The sequence below is a fragment of the Chitinophaga filiformis genome (genome assembly GCF_900102545.1).
In the GTDB taxonomy this organism is placed as follows: Bacteria; Bacteroidota; Bacteroidia; order Chitinophagales; family Chitinophagaceae; genus Chitinophaga; species Chitinophaga filiformis.
Genome location: NZ_FNBN01000001.1, coordinates 970,983 through 996,172, shown reverse-complemented (window position 1 = coordinate 996,172; position 25,190 = coordinate 970,983). Strand labels below are relative to the sequence as shown.

The window sequence follows — 25,190 nt, the reverse complement described above, 5'->3', positions numbered from 1 at the left end:
ATAATATAGTTTTTATATACAGATTATCAGGGCAGTAACGGGAAACTTATTTGCCGTTTAGCATGAACTGTTGAGTTATTAGAAATAAAAATCCTAAGTTTAATGCTTGTTTTCCACAAATTCTGGACTGTAGTCTGTCGACGGGGAACTATTTTTTAACTTTTCATTTGCGCTGGGAAAACTAAATTTGAGCGATGCCTAGACGATTTATACAACTTTCCGGATGCATCGGAGCACTGTTTTTGTACCTGTTATTCTTTCTGCAGCATGCCAACGCGCAGGTGAGGGTATCAGGTATGGTGGCAGATGCAGATGCCAGAACAGGATTGCCGGGGGTTACAATTATTAATAAAGCTACCCGGAGCGGGACCATCAGTAATGAAAGCGGCCGTTTTTCCATTGACGCAATGCCGGGCGATACACTTGAGTTTTCAATTCTGAGCTATTATAAAAAGAGCCTTACAGTTCCCACCACTTCCATGTTCATTAATGTTTATCTTACCCGTCAGGTGATTGGCCTGGGACAGGTAACAGTAGTGGGAAAGGACTATAAGCGTGACTCACTCGCCACCCGTGAGGAATATGGTAAATATTTCAACTATCATAAACCGGGTGCAATGGATGTGTTAAAGACACTTCCTTCCAATCCGATTACGGCACTCACCTACCTGGTACCCAGTAAGGCGCGTAAACGTAAAGAACATTTCCAGGAACAGCTGGTATACTGGGAAAAAGAAAAGTTCATTGACAACCGCTATAATCCGGAATTAGTGGAGAGAATGACAAAGCTGAGTGGAGATGAGCTGGATACTTTTATGCTACGATATAGACCGGGTTATCAGTTCCTCCAGGAGGCCACAGAATATGACCTGATGTTGTTCATAAAAGAGAGCTTCAAGCATTACCAGCAGGATAAAGCCAATATGCCGGCAAAGAAGGAAGAACAGCAGTAATTAACCATTATTTACGATAAAATAAAAAGGGTCCGTTTCATCAAACGGACCCTTTTTATTTTATCGTCTGTTGTTATTTTACCAGCGAGCCGTTCAGTCTCAACAACTGTGTTTCCGCAAGTTTAACATTATATCGTGCGTTGATCAATCTGTTATAAGCATCTTCCAGGCTTTGCTGTGCTTCCTTCATTTCTATCACGGTGCTTACTCCCTGCCTGAAACGTTCCATGGCTACCATGACGTTTTCTCTCGCCAGTCCCAGATTTTCATCTTCCAGTGTAAGGGCCGTTTTGTAATACTCGTAATCCTTGAAGGCAGTGGTCAGCGACAGGTCCACCAGGGTGCGTGTATTTTCCAGTGTCAGTTGCTGGTAACCTACGTTCAGTTTAGCCGCATTCACCTGCCTTTTAACATTCAGACCATTGAAAATGGGGATAGTAGCAGAGAATCCATAGCTAAGCACGCCATTCTGGTTATATACAGGGCTGAATGAGTTCGTAGCCGCGTTGGAATTGACCCTTGAATAGTTATAGGCAGAGTTGAAATTTATCACCGGGAAATAATCTCCTTTACTCTCTTTCAGCTGCAACTGGGATACCCGGAGGTTTTGTTGTGCCACCATCAGGCCGGTGTTCTTTTGCAGTGCTTCCTGTTTTAATCCGCCGTAGGATAGCTCCATATTCAGCGGAATAGTATCCAGCACATCATATTGCGTATTGCCGGCATCTACAGCCATCAGCTGATTCAATGATGCCTTGCTTTGTTCTATCAGCGTTTGCTGACGCAGATAAGATGCTTTCAATGCGTTGTAATCAACTTTTGACTGCAGCCAGTCTGTTTTAGGCCCGAGTCCTGTCTGGAATTTAGCATCAGATAGTTTAACCCTTTCTTCTGATATGGACAGTTGTTCTGAAAGATTACGCAGTTGCTGCTTTTGCTGTACGACATTATAGTAGCCGGCAATGATATTAGCTACGGTGTTGATCACCTGGTCTTTTACCGCCAGTTCACCAAGATCACGGAGCGATTCAAGTTTCTGCCTTGTAGCAAACATCTTTAACCCGTCGAATAAAGTCCATGCCAGGCTTACATTCGCGCTAAAGGTGCTGGAGTGGATACCACTGGTATCACGCTTAGTGCCATTGGCAAATTCCTGTTTGGTCCGTGTGCTGTTCCATACCTTATTGGCAGTACCATTCACACGGGGAGCAAAAGCCAGATTAGCATAAGCATAATCGTTAGCAGTAATGGCCGCATCATTTTTTGCCAGACGGATATCGTAGTTATTCTTTAATGCCAGGTCTATCGCCTGTTCAGGCGTGAGCACCTGCTGTGCATGTACAGCGGTGCCCAGTAATAAAGAGAAATATAGAAGTGTACGTTTCATTTAATTGCTGATGTTTATGCATGCACTGAAGCAGGCTCCGCTTCTTCTTCTTCAAATTTATCAGATACAGGTTTCCGCCTGGATAAGAAAGTATACATGGCCGGTATTACAAATAATGTCAGGATCAGGGAGAATACGATACCTCCCACGATCACGATACCCAATGGGATACGGCTTGTAGCGGCAGCTCCCAGTGACATGGCAATAGGCAATGCACCAAGCGCCATCGCCAGACTGGTCATCAGAATCGGACGCAGACGCATGGCAGAAGCCTCGATCGCTGCCCTGGCTTTAGTGTATCCCTCATCGCGTTTGTGATTCGCAAATTCCACGATCAGGATACCGTTCTTTGTAACGAGACCTATCAGCATAATTACACCGATCTGTGAGAAGATATTCCAGGTCTGACCGAATATCCACAGGGAGAGCAACGCTCCTGCAAATGCCAGTGGTACTGTTATCATGATGATCAACGGATCGACCCAGCTTTCAAACTGTGCGGCCAGTACAAGATAGATCAGCACCAGCGCCAGGATCAATGCAAACATGGTGTTGGAACCACTTTCTGCATAGTCACGGGAAGAACCAGCCAATGCATATACGTAGTTATCATTCAGTACACCTTTATCCTTCAGACGGCCATAGATGTCATACATAGCTTTGATACCATCACCGATGGTCTTACCTGGGGCAAGGCTCGCTGAAATCGTAGCGGATTTATAACGGTTGAAGTGATAAATAATAGGAGGACTTGTCTCTTCTTCAATCGTCACGACGTTATCCAGCTGGATGGCCTCACCACGGCTGTTACGCACGTAGATATTCTGAAGGTCGGTTGGTTTATCGCGGGCGCCACGGTATACCTGCCCCATTACCTGGTATTGTTTGCCATTACGTATGAAGTAACCATAACGCAGGTTACTCAATGCCAGCTGTAAGGTTTGTGAAATGTCATCTACAGATACGCCTAGTTCACTTGCTTTAGCACGGTTGATCTGGATACGTAATTCAGGCTTGTTGAATTTCAGATCCACGTCAACAGCTGCAAAGGTCGGATCGTTGTTAGCTTCTTCCAGGAATTGTGGTAAGGCTGACGACAGGCTGTCAAAGTTGATATGCTGTAATACGAATGCAACAGGTAAACCACCACGGCGTCCTACCTGGATAGTCTGTTGTTCGATGGCAAATACTTTACCTTCCGGGAATCGGAACATGTTACGGTTCACCATGTTCACGATCTGTTTTTGTGAACGCTGGCGTTCGTTTGGCTCTGTAAGCACTACGTTCGCAAAGCCCGAGTTGACAGAACCACCGCCGCCAAAGCCGGGAGCAGTAACCGTCATGAGGATCTTTTTCTCCGGAATAGAATCTACCATGAATTGCGTAAGGCCATCCATGTAGTTTTCCATATAATCATAGGAAGTGCCTTCCGGAGCTGAAATGGACAGTCGGAACTGGCTGCGGTCTTCTATAGGCGCCAGCTCTGACGGCAGAATTTTAAATATAATGTAGATGAGCGCAACGCAGGCAAGTATGATCAGGGTGGCTATCCAGCGTATACCCATGAAGGCTTCCAATGCCCGCTGATAGCCTGATTCCATGCCTGTGAAGAAAGGCTCTGTTTTCTCATAAAACCAGGAGTGTTTATGTGTTTTACGACCCAGTTTTACGTTCAGTACCGGCGTCAGCGTCAGGGATACAAAGGCAGAGACTAATACCGCGCCTGCTACCACAATCCCGAATTCCCGGAATAATCTACCCACAAATCCCTGCAGGAATACAATCGGCAGGAATACGAATGCCAGTGTGATGGATGTTGCTATTACCGCAAAGAAGATCTCTTCTGAACCTTCCTTTGCAGCTTTCATGCGCGGCATCCCGGCCTCTATCTTTTTGTAGATATTCTCCGTGACCACAATACCATCATCTACCACCAACCCTGTAGCGAGTACGATGGCTAATAGTGTCAGGATATTTATGGTAAAGCCGCAGAGATACATGATGAAGAACGCCGCAATGAGGGATACCGGAATATCCACCAGCGGACGGAAGGCCATGAGCCAGTCACGGAAGAAGAGGTATATAATAATGATCACAAGCACCAGCGCCACAATCAAAGTCTCTTCCACCTCTTCAATAGACTTACGGATAAACTTGGTATTGTCGATAGCAATGTTGGTAACAAGATCATCAGGAAGGTCTTTCTTCAGTTGCTCATAACGTTTATAGAACTCATCCGTTATAGCCACATAGTTAGAGCCCGGCTGAGGTGTTAAAGCAAGCGCGATCATTGGAACGCCGGACTCTTTAAGGATCGTTTCCTCGTTTTCCGGGCCGAGTACTGCTTGTCCTACATCACGGAAGTGGATTACATTACCATTCTCATTTTTGATGATGAGGTTATTAAAATCATCTTCTGTATTTAAACGGCCAAAAGTACGTACAGTCAGTTCGGTAGCATTACCGGCAATCTTACCGGAAGGCAGTTCTACGTTTTCTTTGGCGAGGGCAGCCTGTACATCTGTAGGAGTGAGACTATATGCCGACAGGCGGGCAGGGTCCATCCAGAGGCGCATAGCAAATTTCTTTTCCCCCAGGATACGGATGGAGCTAACGCCGGGAATAGTCTGCAGTCTTTCCAGCAATACGTTGTTGGCGTATTCAGTGATTTCCAGCTGATTGCGCACATTGCTCTGCACTGTCATTGACAGTATATAATCAGAGTTAGCGTCTTCTTTTGATACTACAGGTGGCGCGTCAATATCTGGCGGCAGGTTACGGAGTGCCTGTGATACTTTGTCGCGCACGTCGTTGGCAGCGGCCTCAAGGTCTATACCCAGTTCAAACTCGACGGTAATGTTACTGGAACCCTGGCTGCTGGATGAGGAGATATTCTTGATACCGGCTATACCATTGATAGATTTCTCCAATGGTTCGGTGATCTGTGTTTCGATGATATCAGAGTTGGCGCCTGCATAAGAGGTACGCACGTTCACGATAGGAGGATCAATGGCGGGAAAATCCCTTACCCCCAGGAAGTTGAATCCCACTACGCCGAATATCACAATGATGATATTCATCACGATAGCGAATACGGGACGTTTAAGCGATAGCGAAGGGAGACTCATTAAAGTATATTTAAAGGTCTGCAGACGATGACCGCAGACGCGTTGTTATTATTATTAGTAGAACTGTCTATTTAATCTCGTTGTACTTAAGCACCATTCCTGGTCTGAGCTGCATAATACCACTTGTAATAACAGTATCACCTGCGTTGAGTCCGCTGGTAACCTGTACATTGTCCGCATTTCGGATACCTGTTTCTACTATTACAAATTTCGCTTTTCCGCTGTCAGCGATAGCTACTTTTTTATCGCGTGTGCCTGGAATAACGGCCTGTGTAGGTATCATGATGGCATCAGGCATATTTTTCAGTGAGATCAGTACGCGCGCGAAAGCGCCGGGAAGTAATTTACCGGCATTAGGCACAAGGGCCCTTATTTTAATAGTACGGGTAGAAAGATCGATCTTAGGATCGATAGCATAGATATGGCCTTTATATGTTTGCTGATCTCCGGCTACCTTAAAATCCACCTGGTCTCCCTGTGTGATGGCGGTACGGTATTTTTCCGGAACAGAGAAATCCACTTTCAGCGGATCCAGCTGCTGCAGGGTAGTAATAATAGTAGTAGGTGTTACAATAGCGCCAAGGCTAACGTTCCTGAGACCGAGTCTGCCGGAAAACGGCGCCCGCAGTTCAGTTTTCTGTAACTGGGTACGTGTATACTCAATATCGGCGCCGTAGGCACTTACCTGGTTGCGGGTTACGTCTACATCCTGACGGCTGATACCATTGATTTTTAAGAGGTTCTCCTGTCTTTCAAGGGTTGTTTTAGCCAGTTGACGCTGTAGTTCCAGTTTTTGCAACTGTGCTTTCAGGTCTTCGTCATAAATTTTTACCAGCAGGGTACCTTTGGTAACCTGAGTACCTTCTTTAAAAAAGAGACCTGTAACACGGCCGGTGATCTCTGCCTGTACCTGTACTTCTTCATTACTCTGCAGGGTACCGCTCGCTTCAATGGTTTCATTCAGAGAGGTGGGTTTAATCACATAAGCGTCTACCAGGAGGTTTTTGGCGCCAGCGCCTTTACCACCAGCAGCAGCTTTATCAGGTGTTTTTTCTGCTTTTTTCCCCGGAGCAGTTGCTTTCGTTATGATAAAACCGATAACGACAGCAGCTACTATTAAAAATAAAACCGTTTTCAGGATCTTCTTATTGCCAGCCATGTGCTTGTATTGTGTTAATATAGAAGGGATAAATCCGGGCAAATTTAATAAATGGGATTGCTGCTAGGGAAGTTACAGTGTTAATTAAAGTTAATTGCATTTTTCCGGTATATAGGTGGCTGATTTGGCTGTTGAGTGGCAATTATCTTTCCCTGTTCACAATAACCCATATATATGGGGGCTGAAACCCCTTTTTGGTGGCTTTTCGACAGGAAACGCCCCATTGCCGGTATTAATAATAATGCCTGAAACCCTTATTGGGCCGTTGTTTCATTGGCCTACAACTAAAGTATATGACGTAAAATTTGTGTGCGTTCTTGTCAATTCAATAAAAATTATATTTTTGCACTCAAGTTTTAAACCAAAAACACTTAAAATTATGTCAGACATTGCATCAAGAGTTAAAAAGATCATTATTGACAAATTGGGCGTTGACGAAGCCGAGGTAACTCCTGAAGCCAGCTTTACCAACGACCTGGGCGCTGACTCTTTGGATACGGTAGAACTGATCATGGAATTCGAAAAAGAATTCAACATCTCCATTCCTGACGAACAAGCTGAAACTATTACTACTGTTGGCCAGGCAGTTGCCTACCTGGAAGAACATGTGAAATAATCCTACTTAATCAGATTTGTTTTAATGCAACCAAGACGAGTAGTCGTTACAGGTTTAGGCGCACTTACACCGCTCGGCAATTCAGTTTCCGATTTCTGGAAGGGATTGACGGACGGTGTATCCGGTGCCGGCCCTATTACACTTTTTGATGCTGCCAAGTTCAAGACCCGTTTTGCTTGCGAACTGAAGAACTTTGACGCTACCAATTTCCTGGATAAAAAGGATGCCCGCAAGATGGATCCTTTTACGCAGACAGCCGTTATAGCTGCTGACCAGGCCGTACAAGATGCCGGGATTGACCGCAATACTGTTAATGTAGACAGAGTTGGGGTGATCTGGGCTTCCGGTATTGGGGGTATGATCAACTTTTGTCAGGAAATGAAAGAATTTGGTCAGGGGGATGGAACTCCCCGTTTCAGTCCTTTCCTGATCCCACGGTTAATTCTCGACATTGCAGCCGGGCACATTTCCATCCGTCATGGCTTCAGAGGCCCTAACTTCTCAGTAGTTTCTGCCTGCGCTTCTGCCACCAATGCTATTATTGAGGCAATGCTGTATATACAGTATGGCAAAGCAGATGTAATGATCACCGGTGGATCAGAAAATGTTATTAACGAAGCCTGTATAGGCGGGTTTAATGCCATGAAAGCCCTTTCCGAGAGAAACGATGACCCAACAACAGCTTCCCGTCCTTTTGATCTTGACAGAGATGGCTTTGTCATGGGAGAAGGCGCCGGAGGACTGGTGTTAGAATCCTATGAACATGCGACGGCAAGAGGTGCTAAAATTTACGCTGAATTGGCCGGAGGTGGTGCAACTGCAGACGCTTATCACCTTACAGCACCACATCCGGAAGGATTAGGTGCCATGAATGTAATGCGGTTAGCTTTAGCGGATGCGGGATTGCAACCCCATGATATTGACTATATTAATGTGCACGGAACTTCCACACCGCTCGGTGACGTAGCCGAAGTGAAAGCGATACAACAGGTTTTTGGAGAACATGCTTATAATATGAACATCAGTTCCACAAAATCCATGACCGGGCACCTGTTAGGTGCTGCAGGAGCAATCGAGTCCATCGCAGCAATCATGTCTATAATACACGGTATCGTACCTCCTACCATCAACCATTTTACAAAAGATCCAGAACTGGATCCCAAATTAAATTTTACCTTTAACGTCGCACAACGTAGAGAAATCAACGCTGCATTGAGTAACACCTTCGGATTTGGTGGCCATAATGCATCAGTTATTTTCAAAAAATTTGTTGCTTGATTGTGTGAAATTACTGCCAGGATTTTTATATCGATTCGTTCCTAAAAAAAGGGGCCTTTACAAGGACCTTTACAATTTGCTGGGGTTTGCTCCGGGTAATTTCTCATTGTATGAGGTGGCGCTTAGTCACCGGTCCAGTAAGGAGAAATTCCTGGAAAGTAATGAACGCCTGGAATATCTTGGCGACGCAATACTTGGCGCTATCATTGGCGACTACCTCTTCAAAAAGTATCCTTACAAAACAGAAGGTTACCTGACCGAAATGCGGTCTAAGATCGTTAACCGTCAGCAGCTCAATGATATTGCTATCAAAATGGGTCTGCGTAAACTGACTATCTACGATAAATACAACAGCTTCCTGAAGATCAGTCAGATCTTTGGTAATACCCTTGAAGCATTGGTAGGTGCTGTATACCTGGATAAAGGGTACAACAGGACCAAACAATTCGTACATCAACGTCTTATTGTTCCCTACATTGACCTGGAGCAACTGGAAAATGTAGAGATGAACCATAAGAACAAATTGTACGGATGGGCCAATAAACATGGTAAGACCCTGGAATTTGACCTGCTGGAAGAGCAAATGGATAACGGTCGCCGCATATTCACTGTCGGCGCTGTAGTAGATGGTGAACTGATCTGCAGCGGCAAAGCCTTCAATAAAAAGGACGCCAGCCAGATAGCTGCCCAGCAGGCCATTGAACTGTTAGGTCTCGGCGAAAAATAATCAGCTTCGTTACTTACTTCACGGGTTGCCGCAGGATCGTCTTCATCCTGTCTGGCGCTGTCTTACGCGGATCTGAGAGATAGATCTCATGATGCCTGCCATTCCTTATCAGTCCTTCTTTCCTGATAAAATTTTCCATCAGTTGTAATGTGGCCGGTTCTTCGGAATAAGGTCCTTTATGCATGATCTGTACACATCTGCCTTCTGCCAGCGCAGAAAGTGTGACCTGCTGCAGCAGGGGTAATTGTTTCTTCAGAAAAGCCGCCTTCAATGTTTGCTGTACAACTGCACTCACTACATAATCAGGCATGCGGATCAGCAATTGCCAGTGCCATTCCTCTCTGGGCACTTCTGCTACAGGATTGTGACTGTCGGAGTTCACCCACCAGGTACCCTCCAGTTTGCTGACAGTAAAATCCTGTCCCGATTGTTTGTATACATTTTTAATACTGTAGGCAGCAGTATATAGCGCCTGCGTACTGTCTGCAAACAAAGGACCGTTAGGATCGCCTTTACCGCTGATGCTGATGTAATGGCCGGCAGGTACAAAGATGAGCGCCGGCGTAGCCTGTGCCGTGTAAAGTTCCTTGTGTATCCTGGTTAGATCTGTTTTTGACATAGACATTGTTTTAGTATAACATGGGTTGTTAGTATTGCGTTTAATCTTATGCGTTATAACACACGTCTTCTCAGACAGCGTGAACTGGTGCACGCTACCAATGATCAACAATAACCAGTGGCACCATAGATGTAATTTCATCAGTAAAGAGTTATTTTACTGATACAAAGAAAAATGGGGGAAGTGACAGCCTTATGTCAGGAGCGAAAAACGGGGTTATAAATAATGTTGTTTTATTTCCAGGGCCAGTACCTGCATTTTTTCTACAAGTTCCTGAGGCGCAACGATCTCAGGCGCTGAACCCCATGTCAACAGCCAGCGGCCAAACCATTCCAGGCAGGGCGCCATGAAGGTCATTTCGGTGCATTCTCCCACAGCCCGTTCTTCAACCAGGCCATAATAAAACTGCTCGCCTATGCGGCGGGCAAATGATGCGGGGAAACGCACTTTCACCTCATAGGGTTGGGTATCGTATTCGGCATATTTGTCTATATATTCTTTGAGGGTGATATGCCGGGTCCTGTCATATGGCTCTGTGGAAACAGTGACATTCTTGATACGGTCCATTCTGAAATTCCGGTACCCATGCCGCAGTCGGCACCAGGCAATCAGGTACCAGTTACCACTCATGAAAATGATACCAATGGGTTCTACATCCCGTTTGGTGAGTGTTTCATTATGGAGGGCGAAATAATCCAGCTGAAGGATCTGCTGTTTGCCCAGGGAGTATTGAATATCGGAAAGAAAGCGGTTGGGGAACTCTTCTCCTACGGGTGGCCGGCGGCTCACCACCGCAATATTGTCTTCCAGCGATTCCAGGAAGTCTTTCTCACTGCCTCTTAATACCGCCTTTATCTTCTGCATGGCGTTACTGAATTCCTTCCTGTTGGAACGGTCGCTCAGATTGGCCATCAGTTTCTCACCCGTTAGCAATGCAGCGGCCTCTTCCCGGCTGAACATAACAGGAGGCAGGTGATACCCTTCCACCAGGTAATAGCCGGTACCCGCTTCCGCACCTACAGGCACACCAGCTTCCTGGAGCGCTCTGACGTCCCTGTATACCGTACGGAGGCTGATATCGAAGCGTTCCGCTATTTCAGCGGCACGCACCACTTTCTTGCCCTGTAGCTGGATAAGAATGGCGGAAAGACGGTCGATCCTGTTCATATGACGGCAAGTTAGAATAAAAATGAAAAAAAATCCGAACACCGATTAAACTTCGGTTATAATACCCAGTCTTAGATACAACAAATATTTGAGGGCGACATTTTCGAGGATGATCTAAGTGATAACAGAATGAGTAAAATGTGAAGGTCCCTGGAAAATATTTAAAGAATTTGATGCTACAGTACAGAATATAGGTTAAATGGTAAGCCCCTGCAATTTCTTGCGGGGGCCTGTTTTTTCCCACGGATCTGACCTACATGGTTTCTCGCACTCTTTAACCGGTTTGAATCTTCTCTGCTTATTCTCTCCGTCTTCTCTGCTTTATCTCTCCTTGTTCTCTCAGTCTTTTGGGTTAAAATAACATCAGTGATGTCTCATTTTGGGGCTTTTTATATCTTTTTTATACCAGATTAACGCCGGCGCTTCTTCGACGCTAATTCGACACGTCTTCGACGCTAATTCGACGCTTGTTCGAATAGGGGTATTGTGTTAAAATAATATCAGAATGTTTTGGGGCCTGGGGAACCATTCCGTTGCGCCCGGTTATCACCCCGCGTTACGAATACGTTTCCCGGGGGTTATCATCATTCCGTTTTCCCGGGGTTATCACCCCACGCTACAAACACGTTTTCCCGGGGCTATCACCCCGCGCTACAAACACGTTTTCCCGGGGCTATCACCCCGCGCTACAAACAATGGGACTCCTACCGGAGTCCTATTATGTTTTGTTAATGGTATTTGTTGTAAATGCCGGTGCCGGATTGAAACCAACCCGTTTCCCGGGAATGGCATCCGCGTTACAAACGTTTTCCCGGGGCTATCACCCCGCGCTACAAACACGTTTTCCCGGGGCTATCACCCCGCGCTACAAACAATGGAACTCCTACCGGAGTCCTATTATGTTTTGTTAATGGTATTGGTTGTAAATGCCGGTGCGGGGGGTATACCATTCCGTTCGGGGTGCTGTTAAAACAAATGATCGCCGTATTGGTAGTACGCTTTATACCCAAGGTATACCGGACGTATACCAGACGCATCCCAGACGGATCTCATAGAGTAGGTCGGAATGCAGCAGTTGTATTTACCCTGCAACTAACGCATTTGCCCAACCCAAATTATTTAAAATCATTAACTTACGATTAACAGTTGAAACACGGATTCATCCTATTTTTGATACAGCAAAATTCAAATGAGTTTTTTAATGGTTAATTTGGGGAGGGCCTGATTTTCATCAGGCCCCTTTTTATTTTCTACCCCTTGTCATTTAAATTTTATAGCTTGTACTTTAGATGCAATAGTTTGAACTGTTGTACTTTAAACGAGGTAAATTGGCGGGGTCCGAAAATATCAACCATGCATCCATAGCGGACCACGAGCTATGGATAGCTTTTAAACAAGGAGACACAGAAGCATTCAGTGAAATGTACCAGCGATACGCAGGCACACTGTACAACTATGGCTATCACCTTGTTCCCGACGCCGCCCTGGTACAGGATGCCATGCAGGACCTGTTTGCTGACCTCTGGCGTACACGACATAACCTCTCCGACACCAGCTCCATTAAATATTATCTTTTCCGCTCTCTACGCCGCCGCCTGCACCGGATGGCCGATATCAAACCCATACCTTCCACCACACCGTTACAAACAGAATCCATCGAAGAGCTCAAAATAAAAACAGAAGAATACCTGTTGCTGCTGCAACGGCTGCAGCAACTGATGGCCCGCCTGCCTGAACGGCAGCAGGAAGTGATCCGCCTACGTTTTTACGATAACTTCAGCTGGGAAGAAATCGCAGGCATCCTGCAGATCAATGAACAATCTGTGAGAAACCTCGTACAACGCGCCATTGTTAAACTCCGTGAAGGATGGAAGTAACCCTGTGCATACCTTATTCACAGCTGGCGGTTTACTGACCATTCTGCAATACCAGATCTCTGCCTGGCAAAAAAAGAATAAATTTTTTTCAGGAGAAGTGAGTTAAAACGAAAGCTTCCCGCCTTTATCATTATAAATACTGTCGGAAAGGCACTTAATGCTATGGATTATTCAGCATACGATACCGCAGATTTTGTCTGTGACGATTCTTTTGTGGCTTGGGTAAAGGAAGGCAGGGATGGCGCTCATTGGGAACAGGTGATTAAACAGTATCCTGGTAAACAGGAGCTGATATTACAGGCAAGGACCATCATTCTGGCAGCTGCACAGCTACCTCCCTTTCAACTGAAAGCGCAGGACCAGCAGCAGATGTGGGATCAGATCAGGAGCCAGATGGACACTACCGGAATGGCGCCTGTAAAAAAAAGCCGTTTTACCTACTGGTATTGGGCCGCGGCGGCAGTATGTATCATGGCTGGTGCAGCCCTCTGGTGGATGCGCCCGGAGAAGGAAACGGCAGTCGCGTACACCCGTTTGCTGAAAGAAGCAAAGCTCGATGGCAATAGACGCATAGAAGAAGTAAATGAGGAAAGTACTGTCAGGACAGTAAGATTGCCCGACGGAAGTTCAGTGGTATTAGAGCCCGGCGCCAGGATCAGTTACCCGGTATGTGCGACCAACAACTGTAAACGTGAGGTTTATCTTACCGGAGCAGCATTTTTCGAAGTATCCCGGAATACACTGCAACCCTTCGTCGTATATGCCAATGAAATGGTGATCAATGTACTGGGCACCAGCTTTCATGTAAAGGCATATGATAAGGATAGCCTGGTGCAGGTGTACGTGAAGACAGGTAAAATAGCGCTCTCTGTACAACCATTGGGGAGTAAGGTAGTATCAAACGTTTCAGCCAATCAGCAGGCCATATTGCAGAGAAATACACTTGCCGTATCGGTACAATTGCCAGAACAGCATCACATAGACCAGGAAGCACCGGAAGCAACCACTTATTCGTTCGTATTCAATGATGCCCCGGTAGATAGTGTGATGAGTACTATTGAAAACGCCTATGGTGTGCATATCGCCTATGACAGGGCATTACTGGCTGATTGCAGGCTGACGGCTTCGCTGACAGATGAACCATTATATGAAAAGATGCGCCTGATCTGTAAGGCGCTGGAGGCTGACTGTATTATTAAGGGGAATGACATAACCCTCTCGGCGAAAGGATGTCATCGTTATTGAAAACTAAACCAGAATCTTAAAAAATGAACACTAGTACTTAATGAAAATAGCCAGCGGTATGGCCGTACCACTGGCTATGACTGATTTCACGTTGCCTTATGCCCGCTCCACTGGGATAAGACAGCCCTTCTATTTCCCATATTATTAAGGAACACAATCCAAGTTATGAAAAAAAGATTACGAATCCGTGATTTAATCTTTCACGTTACGCGTACATGTGCCTCTCAACTGCTGGTTGCAGTGCTGTTTACCACCCTCACCTTTGCCGGAAGCAGCAGCGCCCAGGAAATACTACAGCAGAAAATTTCCCTGGAACTGAAACAACAGCCAATCGGCAAGGTCCTGAGCCAGATAGAAAAACTGGTCGACGTTAAATTCCTTTACAGTTCTTCACTGATCCAATCAGACCGCAAGGTGGATGTAGTGGCCGACAATGAAGCTTTAGGCAACATCCTGAACGGCTTACTTTCACCATTGCAACTACAGTACCACGTGTCTGGTCGTCAGATTGTACTTAATCGATTACGCGCACCTTCCACAGATCCGGGTACACAGATGCAGCCCGTAAGGATCAGCGGTAAGGTAACTGACGATAAAGGTCAGCCCCTGCCCGGCGTCAGCGTAAAATTAAAAGGTACTTCTACCGGCGCCACAACAGACGGTACTGGTAGCTATGCCTTCAATGTACCGGCTTTGAGTGGTATCCTGCTATTTACTTATGTAGGTTTTGCCAGCAAAGAGATCGAGATCAATGGTAAGGATAATGTGAATGCCGTGCTGGAAGCATCGTCCACATCGCTGAGTGATGTGGTGATCGTTGGTTACGGTGCACAGAAAAAAGAATCCCTGACAGGCGCTGTTGCCTCTGTTACGAGTAGAGACTTAAATGGTATACATGCTGGCTCCACTGTCAGCGCAGGATTGGCCGGTAAAATAGCCGGCGTATCCTTCCGCTTTTCTGATGGCCGTCCCGGCGCCAGCGCTTCCATACAGATCAGGAACATGGGCAACCCGCTGTATGTAATAGATGGTATTCAGCAGGATGAAGGTCAGTTCAATAACATTGCTCCCAACGACATTGAGAGCATCACTGTGCTGAAAGATGCTTCCGCCGCTATCTATGGTTTGCGTGCTGCAAACGGGGTGGTTGTGGTAACTACGAAACGCGGTAAACTGGGTAGTCGTAACACCATCAACGTAAACGTTTACAAAGGATGGCAGAACTGGACCCGCTTCCCCAAAACCACCAATGCTTACCAGTGGATGGTAGGCAAGGCTGATGCTGACATGAACCAGTATGGCCAGACATCCATCACACAGGCGGAGCTGGACAAATGGAAACAGGGTACAGAAACCGGTTATAAGAACTTTGACTGGTATAAGTTCATTGTAAAAGGCAACTCCCCCCTTACACAGATGAACCTCAATTTTACCGGTGGTTCTGAAAGGATCAACTACTACGTATCCGCTACCCACCTGAAACAGAACTCTGTACTGGGTAGGGAATTCACATTCGAACGTACCAACGTACAAAGCAATATAGAAGCCCGCGTATCTGATCGTTTTAAGATCGGTGCACAGATCAACGGACGCGTGGAAACACGCGACCAGCCAGGTGTACCAGGTGTGGATGACTATTGGGCTGCCCGTTTTGCTATACTCCGTAACAGGCCTACTGAACGTGCTTACGCCAATGATAATCCCGAGTATCCCAATGACATCGGTCACAATACAGAGCAATGGGCTGTACAGAATAAGAAGTTGTCCGGCTACTGGCGCAGCGACTGGCGTGTATTACAATCCAACCTGACCGCTGAATACCAGTTCCCGCTGGAGGGCCTGACAGCGAAAGGATTGTTCTCCTACTACTATGCCAATGAAATTATGAACGGACATGAGTATACCTATAAAGTATATACTTACAATCCGGTAGATAGCTCCTATAATGCAACCGGCGGTAGCTCCAACCCGTACAGAGAAAGGCGTAACAGGACTATCCTTACACCTAATATCCAGGTACAGCTCAATTACAATAAAGTATTCGGACAGCATACTGTTGGCGCTACTTTGGTGGCAGAGCGTATTAAAAGAAGAGACCTGAGCAATTATGTACACTCGGTGCCTACTACCAATCAGCTGCCACTGATCTATTTCTCCACAATGGATACTTATAATGATGCTGATGGAACAGAAGCCCGTCTCGGATATATCGGTCGTGTGAACTATAACTATGCAGGCAAATATTACCTGGAAGTGTCTGCACGCAGGGATGCTTCGTGGAAATTTTCACCAGATAAAAGATGGGGTACCTTCCCGGCTATCTCTGGCGGATGGCGCCTGAGCGAAGAGAAATTCTTCAGCTTCGTTAGCAAAAAAGTAGTGAGTGAACTGAAACTCCGTGCTTCTTATGGAAAGCTGGGTGATGATGATGTAGGTATTGGCGCGTACGACTACCTGGCAGGTTATAACTACAACGCCTCTACCGTTATACTGGATGGAAATGCTGTAATTGGTTCCAGCAACAAAGGCGTGCCTATCAAAAACATTTCATGGTTTGTGAGCAAAACGCTGGACATAGGCCTTGACTACGGTTTACTTGACGGTAAGATCACCGGTGCGGTAGATGTCTTTAACAGAAAAAGAACGGGATTGCTAGGCGCAAAATATGACATCCTGGTACCCAGTGAACTCGGCTATTCCCTGCCTTCTGAAAACGTGAACAGCGATCAGGTAGCAGGTATAGAAGGTTCCGTTGCCTGGTCTACCAAAATCCAGAAAGTGAACTTAAACATAGGTGGTAACGTCTCCTATGCAAGAGCAAAATCACTGCACACTTACAAGCCGGTTTACAACAATTCATGGGATCATTACCGCAACTCAGTACAGGAAAGGTTCAGCAATACCTTCTGGGGATATGAGGTACAGGGACAGTTCCAGTCGCAGGAACAGATCAACAAGTACCCTGTGAATATAGATGGCGCCGGCAACAAAACATTACTGCCGGGAGATCTGATCTATAAAGACCTTAATAATGATGGTGTGATTAATGATTACGATCAGCGTCCTATCGGTTATGGTACTGGCAGGAATCCTATTGTGAACTTTGGTCTGAACTTCGCCGCAGCATGGAATGGTTTCGATGCGCGTATCGACTTTTCAGGTGGCAGCGGTTATTCTTTCAATCGTAACTGGGAGATGCGTAACCCTTACCAGAATGGTGGTAACCTGTTGCTGGACCTCTATGAAGACCGCTGGCACAGAGAGAATCCGCTGGATAAGAACAGTCGCTGGATAGCTGGAAAATATCCTGCACTTCGCTTCAATAACGGAGATCACAGCAGCTTTGGAAGGAACTCCGATTTCTGGCTTGTCAATGTAAAATACCTGCGTGCCAGAACAATCGAGTTAGGGTATACAATCCCTAAGAATCTGCTTAGCCGCGTGAAAATAGAAAGAGCCCGTTTCTATGTAAATGCTTACAATCTGTTCTCTATTGACAATATGAGCGGCATCGGTATCGATGCTGAGATTGTGGATGATAACGGTCTCACCTATCCGCAGAGCAAATTTGTGAATATTGGTTTTGAACTTTCTCTCTGATCTTTTAACTGCATAATAGCATGAAAAAATATTTGCTGACACTCGCAGCAGCCCTCGTGATGATATCCGGATGTGTAAAGGACGATGAATTCCTTAGCACAGACCCTAAAGACCTGCTTACAGATGAAGCGGTATGGAAAAGCCCTGACCTCGTGTTGTCTGTGCTTGCTGATCTGTACAATCGTTATCCTGAACAACAGACCATCACCAACTGGGCAGAGTTTACCAACTTTGATGAAGCCTTCCCTTCTGAATCCGGCCAGTATTGGAGAACGAAACAGGTAGACTATCCGTACGACTGGTGGAACCTGTGGGACTACGGGTATATCCGCGACCTGAATCTCTTTGTACAAAAATGCAGTGCTGCAAATGAGCTGGCAGCTGATGTACGTGCACGCTTTGTAGCGGAAGCACGGTTACTGCGTGCTGCTATCTACTTTGAAGAGGTAAAACGTATGGGTGGCGTACCATTGATCCTGGAACCGATGGAGTATAATTTCAGCGGCGATCCTACCTATCTGCAGCATGCAAGAGCGAAAGAGTCTGATATCTACGATTTTGTGATTAGCGAAATGGATAGCATCAAGACGGTACTGCCGGATGATGCCGGTATCAAGTCACGCGCTACCAAATGGCTGGCATTAGCTATGCAGTCAAGGGCGGCATTGTATGCGGCCTCTATCGCAAAGTATGGCGCAACTACTCCTTCTGTATCATTACCCGGAGGAGAAGTAGGGATATCTGCTGATAAAGCAACGGCTTATTACCAGCGAGCGTTGGCTGCTGCACAGGAGATCATCGGTAGTGGTAAATATTCGCTGTATAAGAAGAAAGCAGAGGATCTTGAAGAGAACTTTGCTTCACTGTTCTATGATAAAGCCAATAATCCTGAAGTGATCTTTGCACAGGACTTCAAACTGAAATCTGGTAAAACACAGGAATGGACGATCATTAATCAGCCATGGTCATCTGCGGAAGAACAACAGGGTGGCAGGATCAATCCCTCACTCAACCTGGCACTCCTGTATGAGAAACTGGATAATACCTATAGTCCTTTTGCAACGAATAACGGGAGCGACTACATGTACTACGACAATCCGAAGGATATTTTTGCCGGCAGGGATGCGCGTCTTGGAGGTACGATCATCCTGCCTGGCACCAAATTTAAAGGAGTACCACTGGATATCTGGGCGGGTGTAATGTATTGGAAAGATGGTAAGTATAATACCATTACCGGCGACAACTTCGGCGACCTGGATAGTATTCCGGTAGCAGGCGCTCCTAAAAGTTCGCAGGTAGTAGGTACTGATGGTCCGGTAGACGGATTACAGTTCAGCGCCCAGACCGGCTTCTTTGTACGTAAGTTCATGGACCCTGCGGTAGGCTCAGGCCAGATCGGTACCCGCAGTGATGTATGGTGGGTACGCTACCGCTATGCAGAGGTATTATTAAATGCCGCTGAAGCAGCTTTTGAATTAGGACAACCTGGTCTTTCATCCACTTATATGAATCAGCTGAGGGAACGCGCTGGTTTTACTACCCCACTAACAGATGCAGAGATTTCTTTTGACAGGATCGTACATGAAAGACGTGTTGAACTGGCCTTTGAAGGGCATGAAATGTTTGACAACAAGCGTTGGAGACTGGCGCATAAGGTATGGAACGGAGAGACCATTTCGGCCAATGATGTGATCAGCAACATCGGGAAGGCTGATAAGATCAATACCATGATCTACGGGCTGTGGGGATACAAGATCTTCAACCCGGGGAGTCCGAACCATGGGAAATGGGTATACAGGGTCGTGAAGCCATCTAACGTGACTGCTGCACACCGTTTCAACTTCGGGAACTATTACTCCCGTATCGGTTCAGATATCCTCAGTAACAACCCTAAACTGGTAAAGAATCCCAACAACTAAAAAAGAACTACATGAAGAAGATATTTGTATATACGACGTTGATACTGACTGCTTTTTCCTGCCGGAAAGACAATTACGAGGCGCCATCCTCCATGTTGTCAGGGCATATTACTTATCAGGGAGTGCCGGTTAATGTCAGTTCAAAAGATGTAACTTTCGAACTGTGGGAACCCGGCTGGGGTAAGAATGGGGCTATTAATGTGGCCGTAAATGAGGATGGCTCTTACTCCGCATTGTTGTTCAATGGTAACTATAAACTGATCATACCTCCTTCCCAGGGGCCTTTCAGGTCAATTACCGATGCAGAGACGAAGTCAGACACAATGCTGCTCACCATAAATGGCAGCCGTGAGATGGACATTGAAGTGATGCCTTACTATATGATCAGGGACGCCAAAATGGAACTGAGTGGTACAACGGCAGTGAATAGCAGCTGCCGGCTGGAGAAGATCATCACCGATGCAAATGCCAGAAATGTGGAGTCAGTGTTCCTGTACCTGAACCAGACCAGCTTTGTAGACGCGACTAACTACATTGCCCGCAGCTCCCTGTCAGGAGGCGATATTACTGATCCTGCCAATGTACACCTGAGCGTGAATATTCCGGATGTTATCTCCGGCACCGGTATTACGGGCGACCAGGATTATGTATTTGCGCGTATCGGTGTGAAGATCAGCGGTGTGGAAGACCTGTTGTTTTCTGAAGTGCAGCAGATTAATCTTAAATAGTTATGATACGAACACTTGTTTGCCTGATGCTCCTGGTAGGGACTGTTGTACAGGCGCAGGATACTTTCCGGAATCCTCTCTTATCCAAAGGGCCTGATCCCTGGTGCGTCTATAAGGATGGATATTACTATTATATGCATACCATGGGAAACCACCTGGAGCTATGGAAAACAAAGAATATCGCACATTTGAAAGACGCGGAGCATAAAACGATATGGACACCACCAGTAGCAGGTCCTTTTTCAAGAGATATCTGGGCACCGGAAATTCATTTCCTCAGAGGCAAATGGTACGTCTATTTTGCGGCAGATGGTGGTGATAATCAATATCACCGGATATATGCCCTGGAAAACAGCTCTCCTGACCCCATGAAGGGCGACTGGATCTTCAAAAGCAAAGTAGCCGATGCGGAAGATAAATGGGCTATTGACGCCAGCGTATTCGAACACCGGGGAAAGCTGTACATGATCTGGTCAGGATGGGAAGGCAATAAGAATGGCCGGCAGGATATTTATATCGCAGCCATGAAAGATCCCCTGACAATCAAAGGGAAAAGAGTAAGGATCTCCAAACCGGAGTACGCCTGGGAAACGAAAGGAGACATTGGTGACCCTAACCTGCGGCATATAGATGTGAATGAAGGTCCGGAGATGTTGAAATATGGCAAGCGACTTTTCATTGTATACTCAGGATCTGCCTGCTGGACAGACGATTATGCATTGGGAATACTTGCTGCCGACGAGGATAGTGATCTGCTGGATCCTGCATCCTGGAAGAAGAAGCCGGAATCAGTATTTAAGCAATCAGTTGAAAATAACGTATATGCACCGGGCCATAACTCTTTCTTCACTTCCCCGGATGGAAAAGAGTACTGGATACTTTATCATGCAAACGACCATCCTGGCGATGGTTGCGGAGATAAAAGATCCCCGCGTATTCAGCGTTTTACCTGGGATAAAGACGGATGGCCTGTATTTGGCAAGCCCATCAGAACTGACTCTTTATTACAAAGTCCCCGCATATAGCGGGGATTTTTGCTTTTGCGGCTATTTTTTTTAATAGATTAAACGATCGTTGTATTGTAGGATTGAAAAGGGAGTGTTAACTTTTGGTTATTGAATTTCTCGGCCTCCCTCAAAATTTGTCAGGACTGCCGTGTATTTTCAACCTGCTTTAAGTAGATTTAGATAGAACATTATACTTTTTCAGTTTTAGTTTTAAGCAACATGCCGTCAATCGTTTTACATTATGTTATCATTGCGAGCATTACAGTTATGTTTGTTTTAGTGAATAGATTCTACGGTCACAAGACGAGCATCAACTGGAAGGAGAACAATGAACAGCTTTAAGAGCCACGCGTCAGGTAAGTCCCGCATTATTGAGTAGCGAACAAGCTTCTGCACTGAAGAAAAACAGCTTATATCCCTATGTCTAACCTTCAGTAACGGTAGTGCTATTTACCCGCTTTTCATTAGTCTATAAAAATTATAGACTATTTTTTGGAAAATAAGATTCACCATTCTATCTTTGTTATCACCACCCTAATTAAGCCACCATTAATTAGTTGATTTATAAAAATTAACTAACGTCATTCAACATGTACAACTTCTTTCGTTCTTCCGGCTGTATGCCCTGTTGTTGTAGCTAATTTTCTGCCTTAGGCAAAGGCACTCCCATTCCATTTTGTCAGATATACTCTACAGTTGACCGCTAAGCGGAAGGAGATCGCCATGCCCTGAACTATCAACCATCAAACCAAATCTACTCTCATGAAAGCAATTACCCGCATTGGAGTAAAAGGCCTGCTGGCCGCTGTACTTTTTAGCAGCACCGTACTGGCTGTTGAGAAAAAGCCCCTGTTTTTAAAAGAAGGCGTATGGCGTGGTGTTTTTACAGTGAATGAAGCCAATGTCCCCTTCAATTTTGAACTGAAAGGTAAAGACCCTGAGCATGTCGTTTTTACACTCATTAATGGTCACCGTCGCGATGATTTTAAAGTGAAACGCATTGCAGATGATTCACTTTTTATTAAAATGAATACCTACGATGCTGCACTGTTTGCAAAGATTGAAACAGATGGCCGTATCACCGGTGAATACAGAAGCCTGGTGCCTAATTTCCGTGGTAATGCACTGCCCTTTGTAGCGGAAGCCGGTAAGAAATACCGCTTTGTAGAACCCGGAAAAGACCTCAAACCTGCATATGATCTCTCAGGTAAATGGGAACTGCAGATCTATAGCAAAGAACCTACTCCTAACCGTATCGGATTACTGAAACAGGAAGGGAACAAACTGACAGGAGTGATCATGTCTGTAGTAGGCGACAGCCGTGAACTGGAAGGCACTGTACAGGGCGACCAGTTTGAGCTGTCAGGCTTCACTGGCCCGAGTCCTATTTATATAAAAGGAAAGATCAATGATGATCAGTCTTTCACCGGAGAGCTGAGCCTGGGCATCTACAACAATGTAAAGTTTGATGGCAATAAAAATGCGGAAGCAGAATTGCCGGACCCCTATAAGCTCACTTATCTGAAAGAAGGATATAATAAGCTGGATTTTACCCTGCCCAATCTGAATGGTCAGCCAGTATCATTGAGCGATGCAAAGTATAAAGGTAAGGTTGTCATTGTAGAAATAATCGGTACCTGGTGTCCCAACTGTACAGACCAGACAGCATTCCTTGCTCCCTGGTTCAAAAAGAACAAAGCACGCGGCGTAGAAGCGATCGCTATAGGCTTTGAGCAGAAAGATGATCTCGAATATGCCAGGTATACACTGGGTAAATTAAAAGATAAATACGGAATTGAATATGATATTCTTTTTGGTGGCATTGCTGATAAGAAAGTGGCTTCGGAAAAACTTCCGGCACTCAACCGCATGATGGCCTTCCCTACAACGATCATTATTGATCGCAAGGGAGATGTAAGACAGATCCATACGGGTTATACAGGAGAAGTAACTGGTCAGTACTTCAAATCATATGTGGAGAAATGGAATAAAGACCTGGATGCGCTGATTGAAGAACCTGCTCCGCAGGATGTTGCCAGCGCGCACTAACAGGACTATTATCATCGGATGATGATCAAAATATGTTTCTGGTTCTCATGTTGTTTTCTGTAGTCAGGCCTGTGGGGCTGTGCAAGACAGCCTTCACAGGTCTTTAAAAACGAATTATTATGAAACTCTTCCAACACGCAGCCTCCTTTGCTTCTATCGGTGTCATAGCCGTGATCACCGCTTTTACCGTACAGGTAAAGAATACTCAACCGATACCTGCAACTGTTAATAATATTATTACAGCCAATAAAGTAACTGCATTCCAGGTAGATAATAGGAACAGTAAACTATTGTGGACTGCACACAAAGTAACCGGCGAACATACCGGTACTATCAACATCAGCAGTGGTACACTGAATGTAGAGAACAACGCTTTAAAGAACGGCAGTTTCAAACTGGATACCCGTAGTATCACAGTAACCGATATCAAAGATGCAGACGGTAATGCCAAGCTTACAGGGCATCTGAAAAGTGATGATTTCTTTGCTGTTGAAAAATTTCCTACTGCAGATTTTCTGATCACCGGTATTAAACCGCAGGGTAATAATCAATATGATCTCACAGGTAAACTGACCATCAAAGGCATCACAAACGATATCAGTTTTCCAGCCAGCGTAAAGGTGGATAAGGATAAGCTGACCGCTACTGCAAAGTTGAAAATAGACAGAACGAAGTATGATATCAAATACCGTTCGAAGAACTATTTCGAGAACCTTGGCGACAAAGCTATCTATGATGATTTTGAGCTGGACATAACATTGTTGGCTAATGCACAGTAATGAAACAGTGGTACATCGCAGGCATATTAGTAACTGCCGTTATGTTGCTGGCCTTTCATTCGGAGGAACCGTTAACACGTGCGAAGCTGGGAGAGCAGTTGTTTTTTGATCCGGTATTATCCGGCGACAGAACCATCAGTTGTGCATCCTGTCATAAGCCACAGTTTGCATTTGCAGATACTGCCGCATTCAGTAGTGGTATTCATGGTCAGCTTACGAAGAGGAATACGCCCTCAATCACCAATCAGCGGGGCCGACCCAGTTTCTTCTGGGATGGACGCAGCGCTTCACTGGAAGAGCAGGCCAAACAGCCGATCATTGCTGCAAACGAAATGGGCTTACCTATTGAAGATGCAGTAAAACGGCTGAATGCAGACAGTACTTATGTGCGCGCTTTCAGAAAACTGTTTAACAGTGTGCCGACTGAGAAAAATCTGCTGAATGCGCTCGCTGCATATGAGCGTACCCTGGAAACGGCCAACAGTCCTTATGACAGATATATTAACGGAGACGATCAGGCCATTTCACCGGCAGCTGCAAGAGGCAGATTATTATTCATAGGTAAGGCCAATTGCAGCAATTGTCACTCGGGGGAAGATTTTACTGCCGACCGCTTTAAGAATATCGGCTTGTACAATGGCACTACACTGACAGATGCGGGGCGATTTGAAGTGACACGGGATAGTGCACAACTGGGATTCTTCAAAGTGCCCGGTCTCAGGAATGTAGCTATCACTGCGCCTTATATGCATAACGGTATGTTTAAAACATTGCGCGAAGTGATACAGTACTATAACAATCCTGATGCAATTGTACATGATGGTATAAAAAGGGATCTCTCATTAAATACGCCACTGAATTTAACAGCCACTGAAATAGACGAACTCGAAGCATTTTTAAAAACACTCACCGACGACCGTTTCATCAACCAATAATCAAAAGTCCGTCGCAG

Annotated in this window: 18 protein-coding genes; 13 read left to right on the top strand and 5 right to left on the bottom strand. The window is 45.6% G+C overall.

Annotation, left to right across the window (positions count from 1 at the left end; all coding sequences use genetic code 11):
- The first annotated feature begins 194 nt into the window (after positions 1-194).
- The gene (locus BLR32_RS04085; protein WP_089828952.1) at positions 195-953 is read left to right on the top strand and encodes a carboxypeptidase-like regulatory domain-containing protein; all 759 of its coding nucleotides are present in this window, start codon (positions 195-197) and stop codon (positions 951-953) included.
- A gap of 73 nt (positions 954-1,026) precedes the next feature.
- Here the strand turns inward: BLR32_RS04085 and BLR32_RS04080 are convergent, their stop codons facing one another.
- From BLR32_RS04080 to BLR32_RS04070, 3 genes are all read right to left on the bottom strand, one after another.
- On the bottom strand, positions 1,027-2,340 hold the full coding sequence (locus tag BLR32_RS04080) for a TolC family protein (protein ID WP_089828951.1): 1,314 nt from the start codon (positions 2,338-2,340) through the stop codon (positions 1,027-1,029).
- Between the two features lie 14 nt (positions 2,341-2,354).
- The gene (locus tag BLR32_RS04075; protein ID WP_089828950.1) at positions 2,355-5,468 is read right to left on the bottom strand and encodes an efflux RND transporter permease subunit; all 3,114 of its coding nucleotides are present in this window, start codon (positions 5,466-5,468) and stop codon (positions 2,355-2,357) included.
- Between the two features lie 67 nt (positions 5,469-5,535).
- Positions 5,536-6,627, bottom strand: coding sequence for an efflux RND transporter periplasmic adaptor subunit (locus BLR32_RS04070; RefSeq protein ID WP_089828949.1), 1,092 nt, complete (start codon positions 6,625-6,627; stop codon positions 5,536-5,538).
- A gap of 379 nt (positions 6,628-7,006) precedes the next feature.
- Between BLR32_RS04070 and BLR32_RS04065 the strand changes: the two genes are divergently transcribed.
- Genes BLR32_RS04065 through rnc form a run of 3 tightly spaced genes read left to right on the top strand, consistent with a single transcriptional unit; the run spans position 7,007 to position 9,248 of the window.
- Positions 7,007-7,243 carry an acyl carrier protein gene (locus BLR32_RS04065; RefSeq protein WP_012788038.1) on the top strand — a complete coding sequence of 79 codons (237 nt, stop codon included), beginning with the start codon at positions 7,007-7,009 and terminating at the stop codon, positions 7,241-7,243.
- Between the two features lie 24 nt (positions 7,244-7,267).
- Complete coding sequence (gene fabF, locus BLR32_RS04060) at positions 7,268-8,521, top strand: beta-ketoacyl-ACP synthase II (RefSeq protein WP_089828948.1); 1,254 nt, start codon at positions 7,268-7,270, stop codon at positions 8,519-8,521.
- Between the two features lie 4 nt (positions 8,522-8,525).
- Positions 8,526-9,248 (top strand): ribonuclease III, encoded by a 723-nt coding sequence (gene rnc / locus BLR32_RS04055; RefSeq protein ID WP_245705350.1) that lies wholly within the window; start codon positions 8,526-8,528, stop codon positions 9,246-9,248.
- Between the two features lie 13 nt (positions 9,249-9,261).
- Here the strand turns inward: rnc and BLR32_RS04050 are convergent, their stop codons facing one another.
- Positions 9,262-9,867 carry a GyrI-like domain-containing protein gene (locus tag BLR32_RS04050; RefSeq protein WP_089828946.1) on the bottom strand — a complete coding sequence of 202 codons (606 nt, stop codon included), beginning with the start codon at positions 9,865-9,867 and terminating at the stop codon, positions 9,262-9,264.
- 216 nt (positions 9,868-10,083) lie between these two features.
- Positions 10,084-11,034, bottom strand: a complete 951-nt coding sequence (locus BLR32_RS04045; RefSeq protein ID WP_089828945.1) for a helix-turn-helix transcriptional regulator — start codon at positions 11,032-11,034, stop codon at positions 10,084-10,086.
- Between the two features lie 1,328 nt (positions 11,035-12,362).
- On the opposite strand from BLR32_RS04045, the gene BLR32_RS04040 reads away from it, so the two are divergent.
- The 9 genes from BLR32_RS04040 to BLR32_RS04000 all read left to right on the top strand — a co-directional run bounded on the left by BLR32_RS04040 (position 12,363) and on the right by BLR32_RS04000 (position 25,173).
- On the top strand, positions 12,363-12,911 hold the full coding sequence (locus BLR32_RS04040) for an RNA polymerase sigma factor (RefSeq protein WP_218124148.1): 549 nt from the start codon (positions 12,363-12,365) through the stop codon (positions 12,909-12,911).
- A 162-nt stretch (positions 12,912-13,073) separates the two neighbouring features.
- Complete coding sequence (locus BLR32_RS04035; RefSeq protein ID WP_089828944.1) at positions 13,074-14,156, top strand: FecR family protein; 1,083 nt, start codon at positions 13,074-13,076, stop codon at positions 14,154-14,156.
- A gap of 165 nt (positions 14,157-14,321) precedes the next feature.
- The gene (locus tag BLR32_RS04030; protein ID WP_089828943.1) at positions 14,322-17,756 is read left to right on the top strand and encodes a TonB-dependent receptor; all 3,435 of its coding nucleotides are present in this window, start codon (positions 14,322-14,324) and stop codon (positions 17,754-17,756) included.
- Positions 17,757-17,776: 20 nt separating this feature from the next.
- Positions 17,777-19,675 (top strand): RagB/SusD family nutrient uptake outer membrane protein, encoded by a 1,899-nt coding sequence (locus tag BLR32_RS04025; RefSeq protein ID WP_089828942.1) that lies wholly within the window; start codon positions 17,777-17,779, stop codon positions 19,673-19,675.
- 11 nt (positions 19,676-19,686) lie between these two features.
- Entirely contained in the window at positions 19,687-20,403 is a 717-nt protein-coding gene (locus BLR32_RS04020; RefSeq protein WP_089828941.1) for a DUF3823 domain-containing protein, read from the top strand.
- Between the two features lie 2 nt (positions 20,404-20,405).
- Positions 20,406-21,428: a glycoside hydrolase family 43 protein gene (locus BLR32_RS04015; RefSeq protein WP_089828940.1), complete on the top strand. Its 1,023-nt coding sequence runs from the start codon at positions 20,406-20,408 to the stop codon at positions 21,426-21,428.
- Positions 21,429-22,172: 744 nt separating this feature from the next.
- Positions 22,173-23,459, top strand: a complete 1,287-nt coding sequence (locus tag BLR32_RS04010) for a peroxiredoxin family protein (protein ID WP_089828939.1) — start codon at positions 22,173-22,175, stop codon at positions 23,457-23,459.
- Positions 23,460-23,578: 119 nt separating this feature from the next.
- Positions 23,579-24,238 (top strand): YceI family protein, encoded by a 660-nt coding sequence (locus BLR32_RS04005; RefSeq protein WP_089828938.1) that lies wholly within the window; start codon positions 23,579-23,581, stop codon positions 24,236-24,238.
- The gene (locus tag BLR32_RS04000) at positions 24,238-25,173 is read left to right on the top strand and encodes a cytochrome-c peroxidase (protein WP_089828937.1); all 936 of its coding nucleotides are present in this window, start codon (positions 24,238-24,240) and stop codon (positions 25,171-25,173) included. The genes BLR32_RS04005 and BLR32_RS04000 overlap by 1 nt, the downstream gene beginning before the upstream one ends.
- Positions 25,174-25,190: the final 17 nt, after the last annotated feature.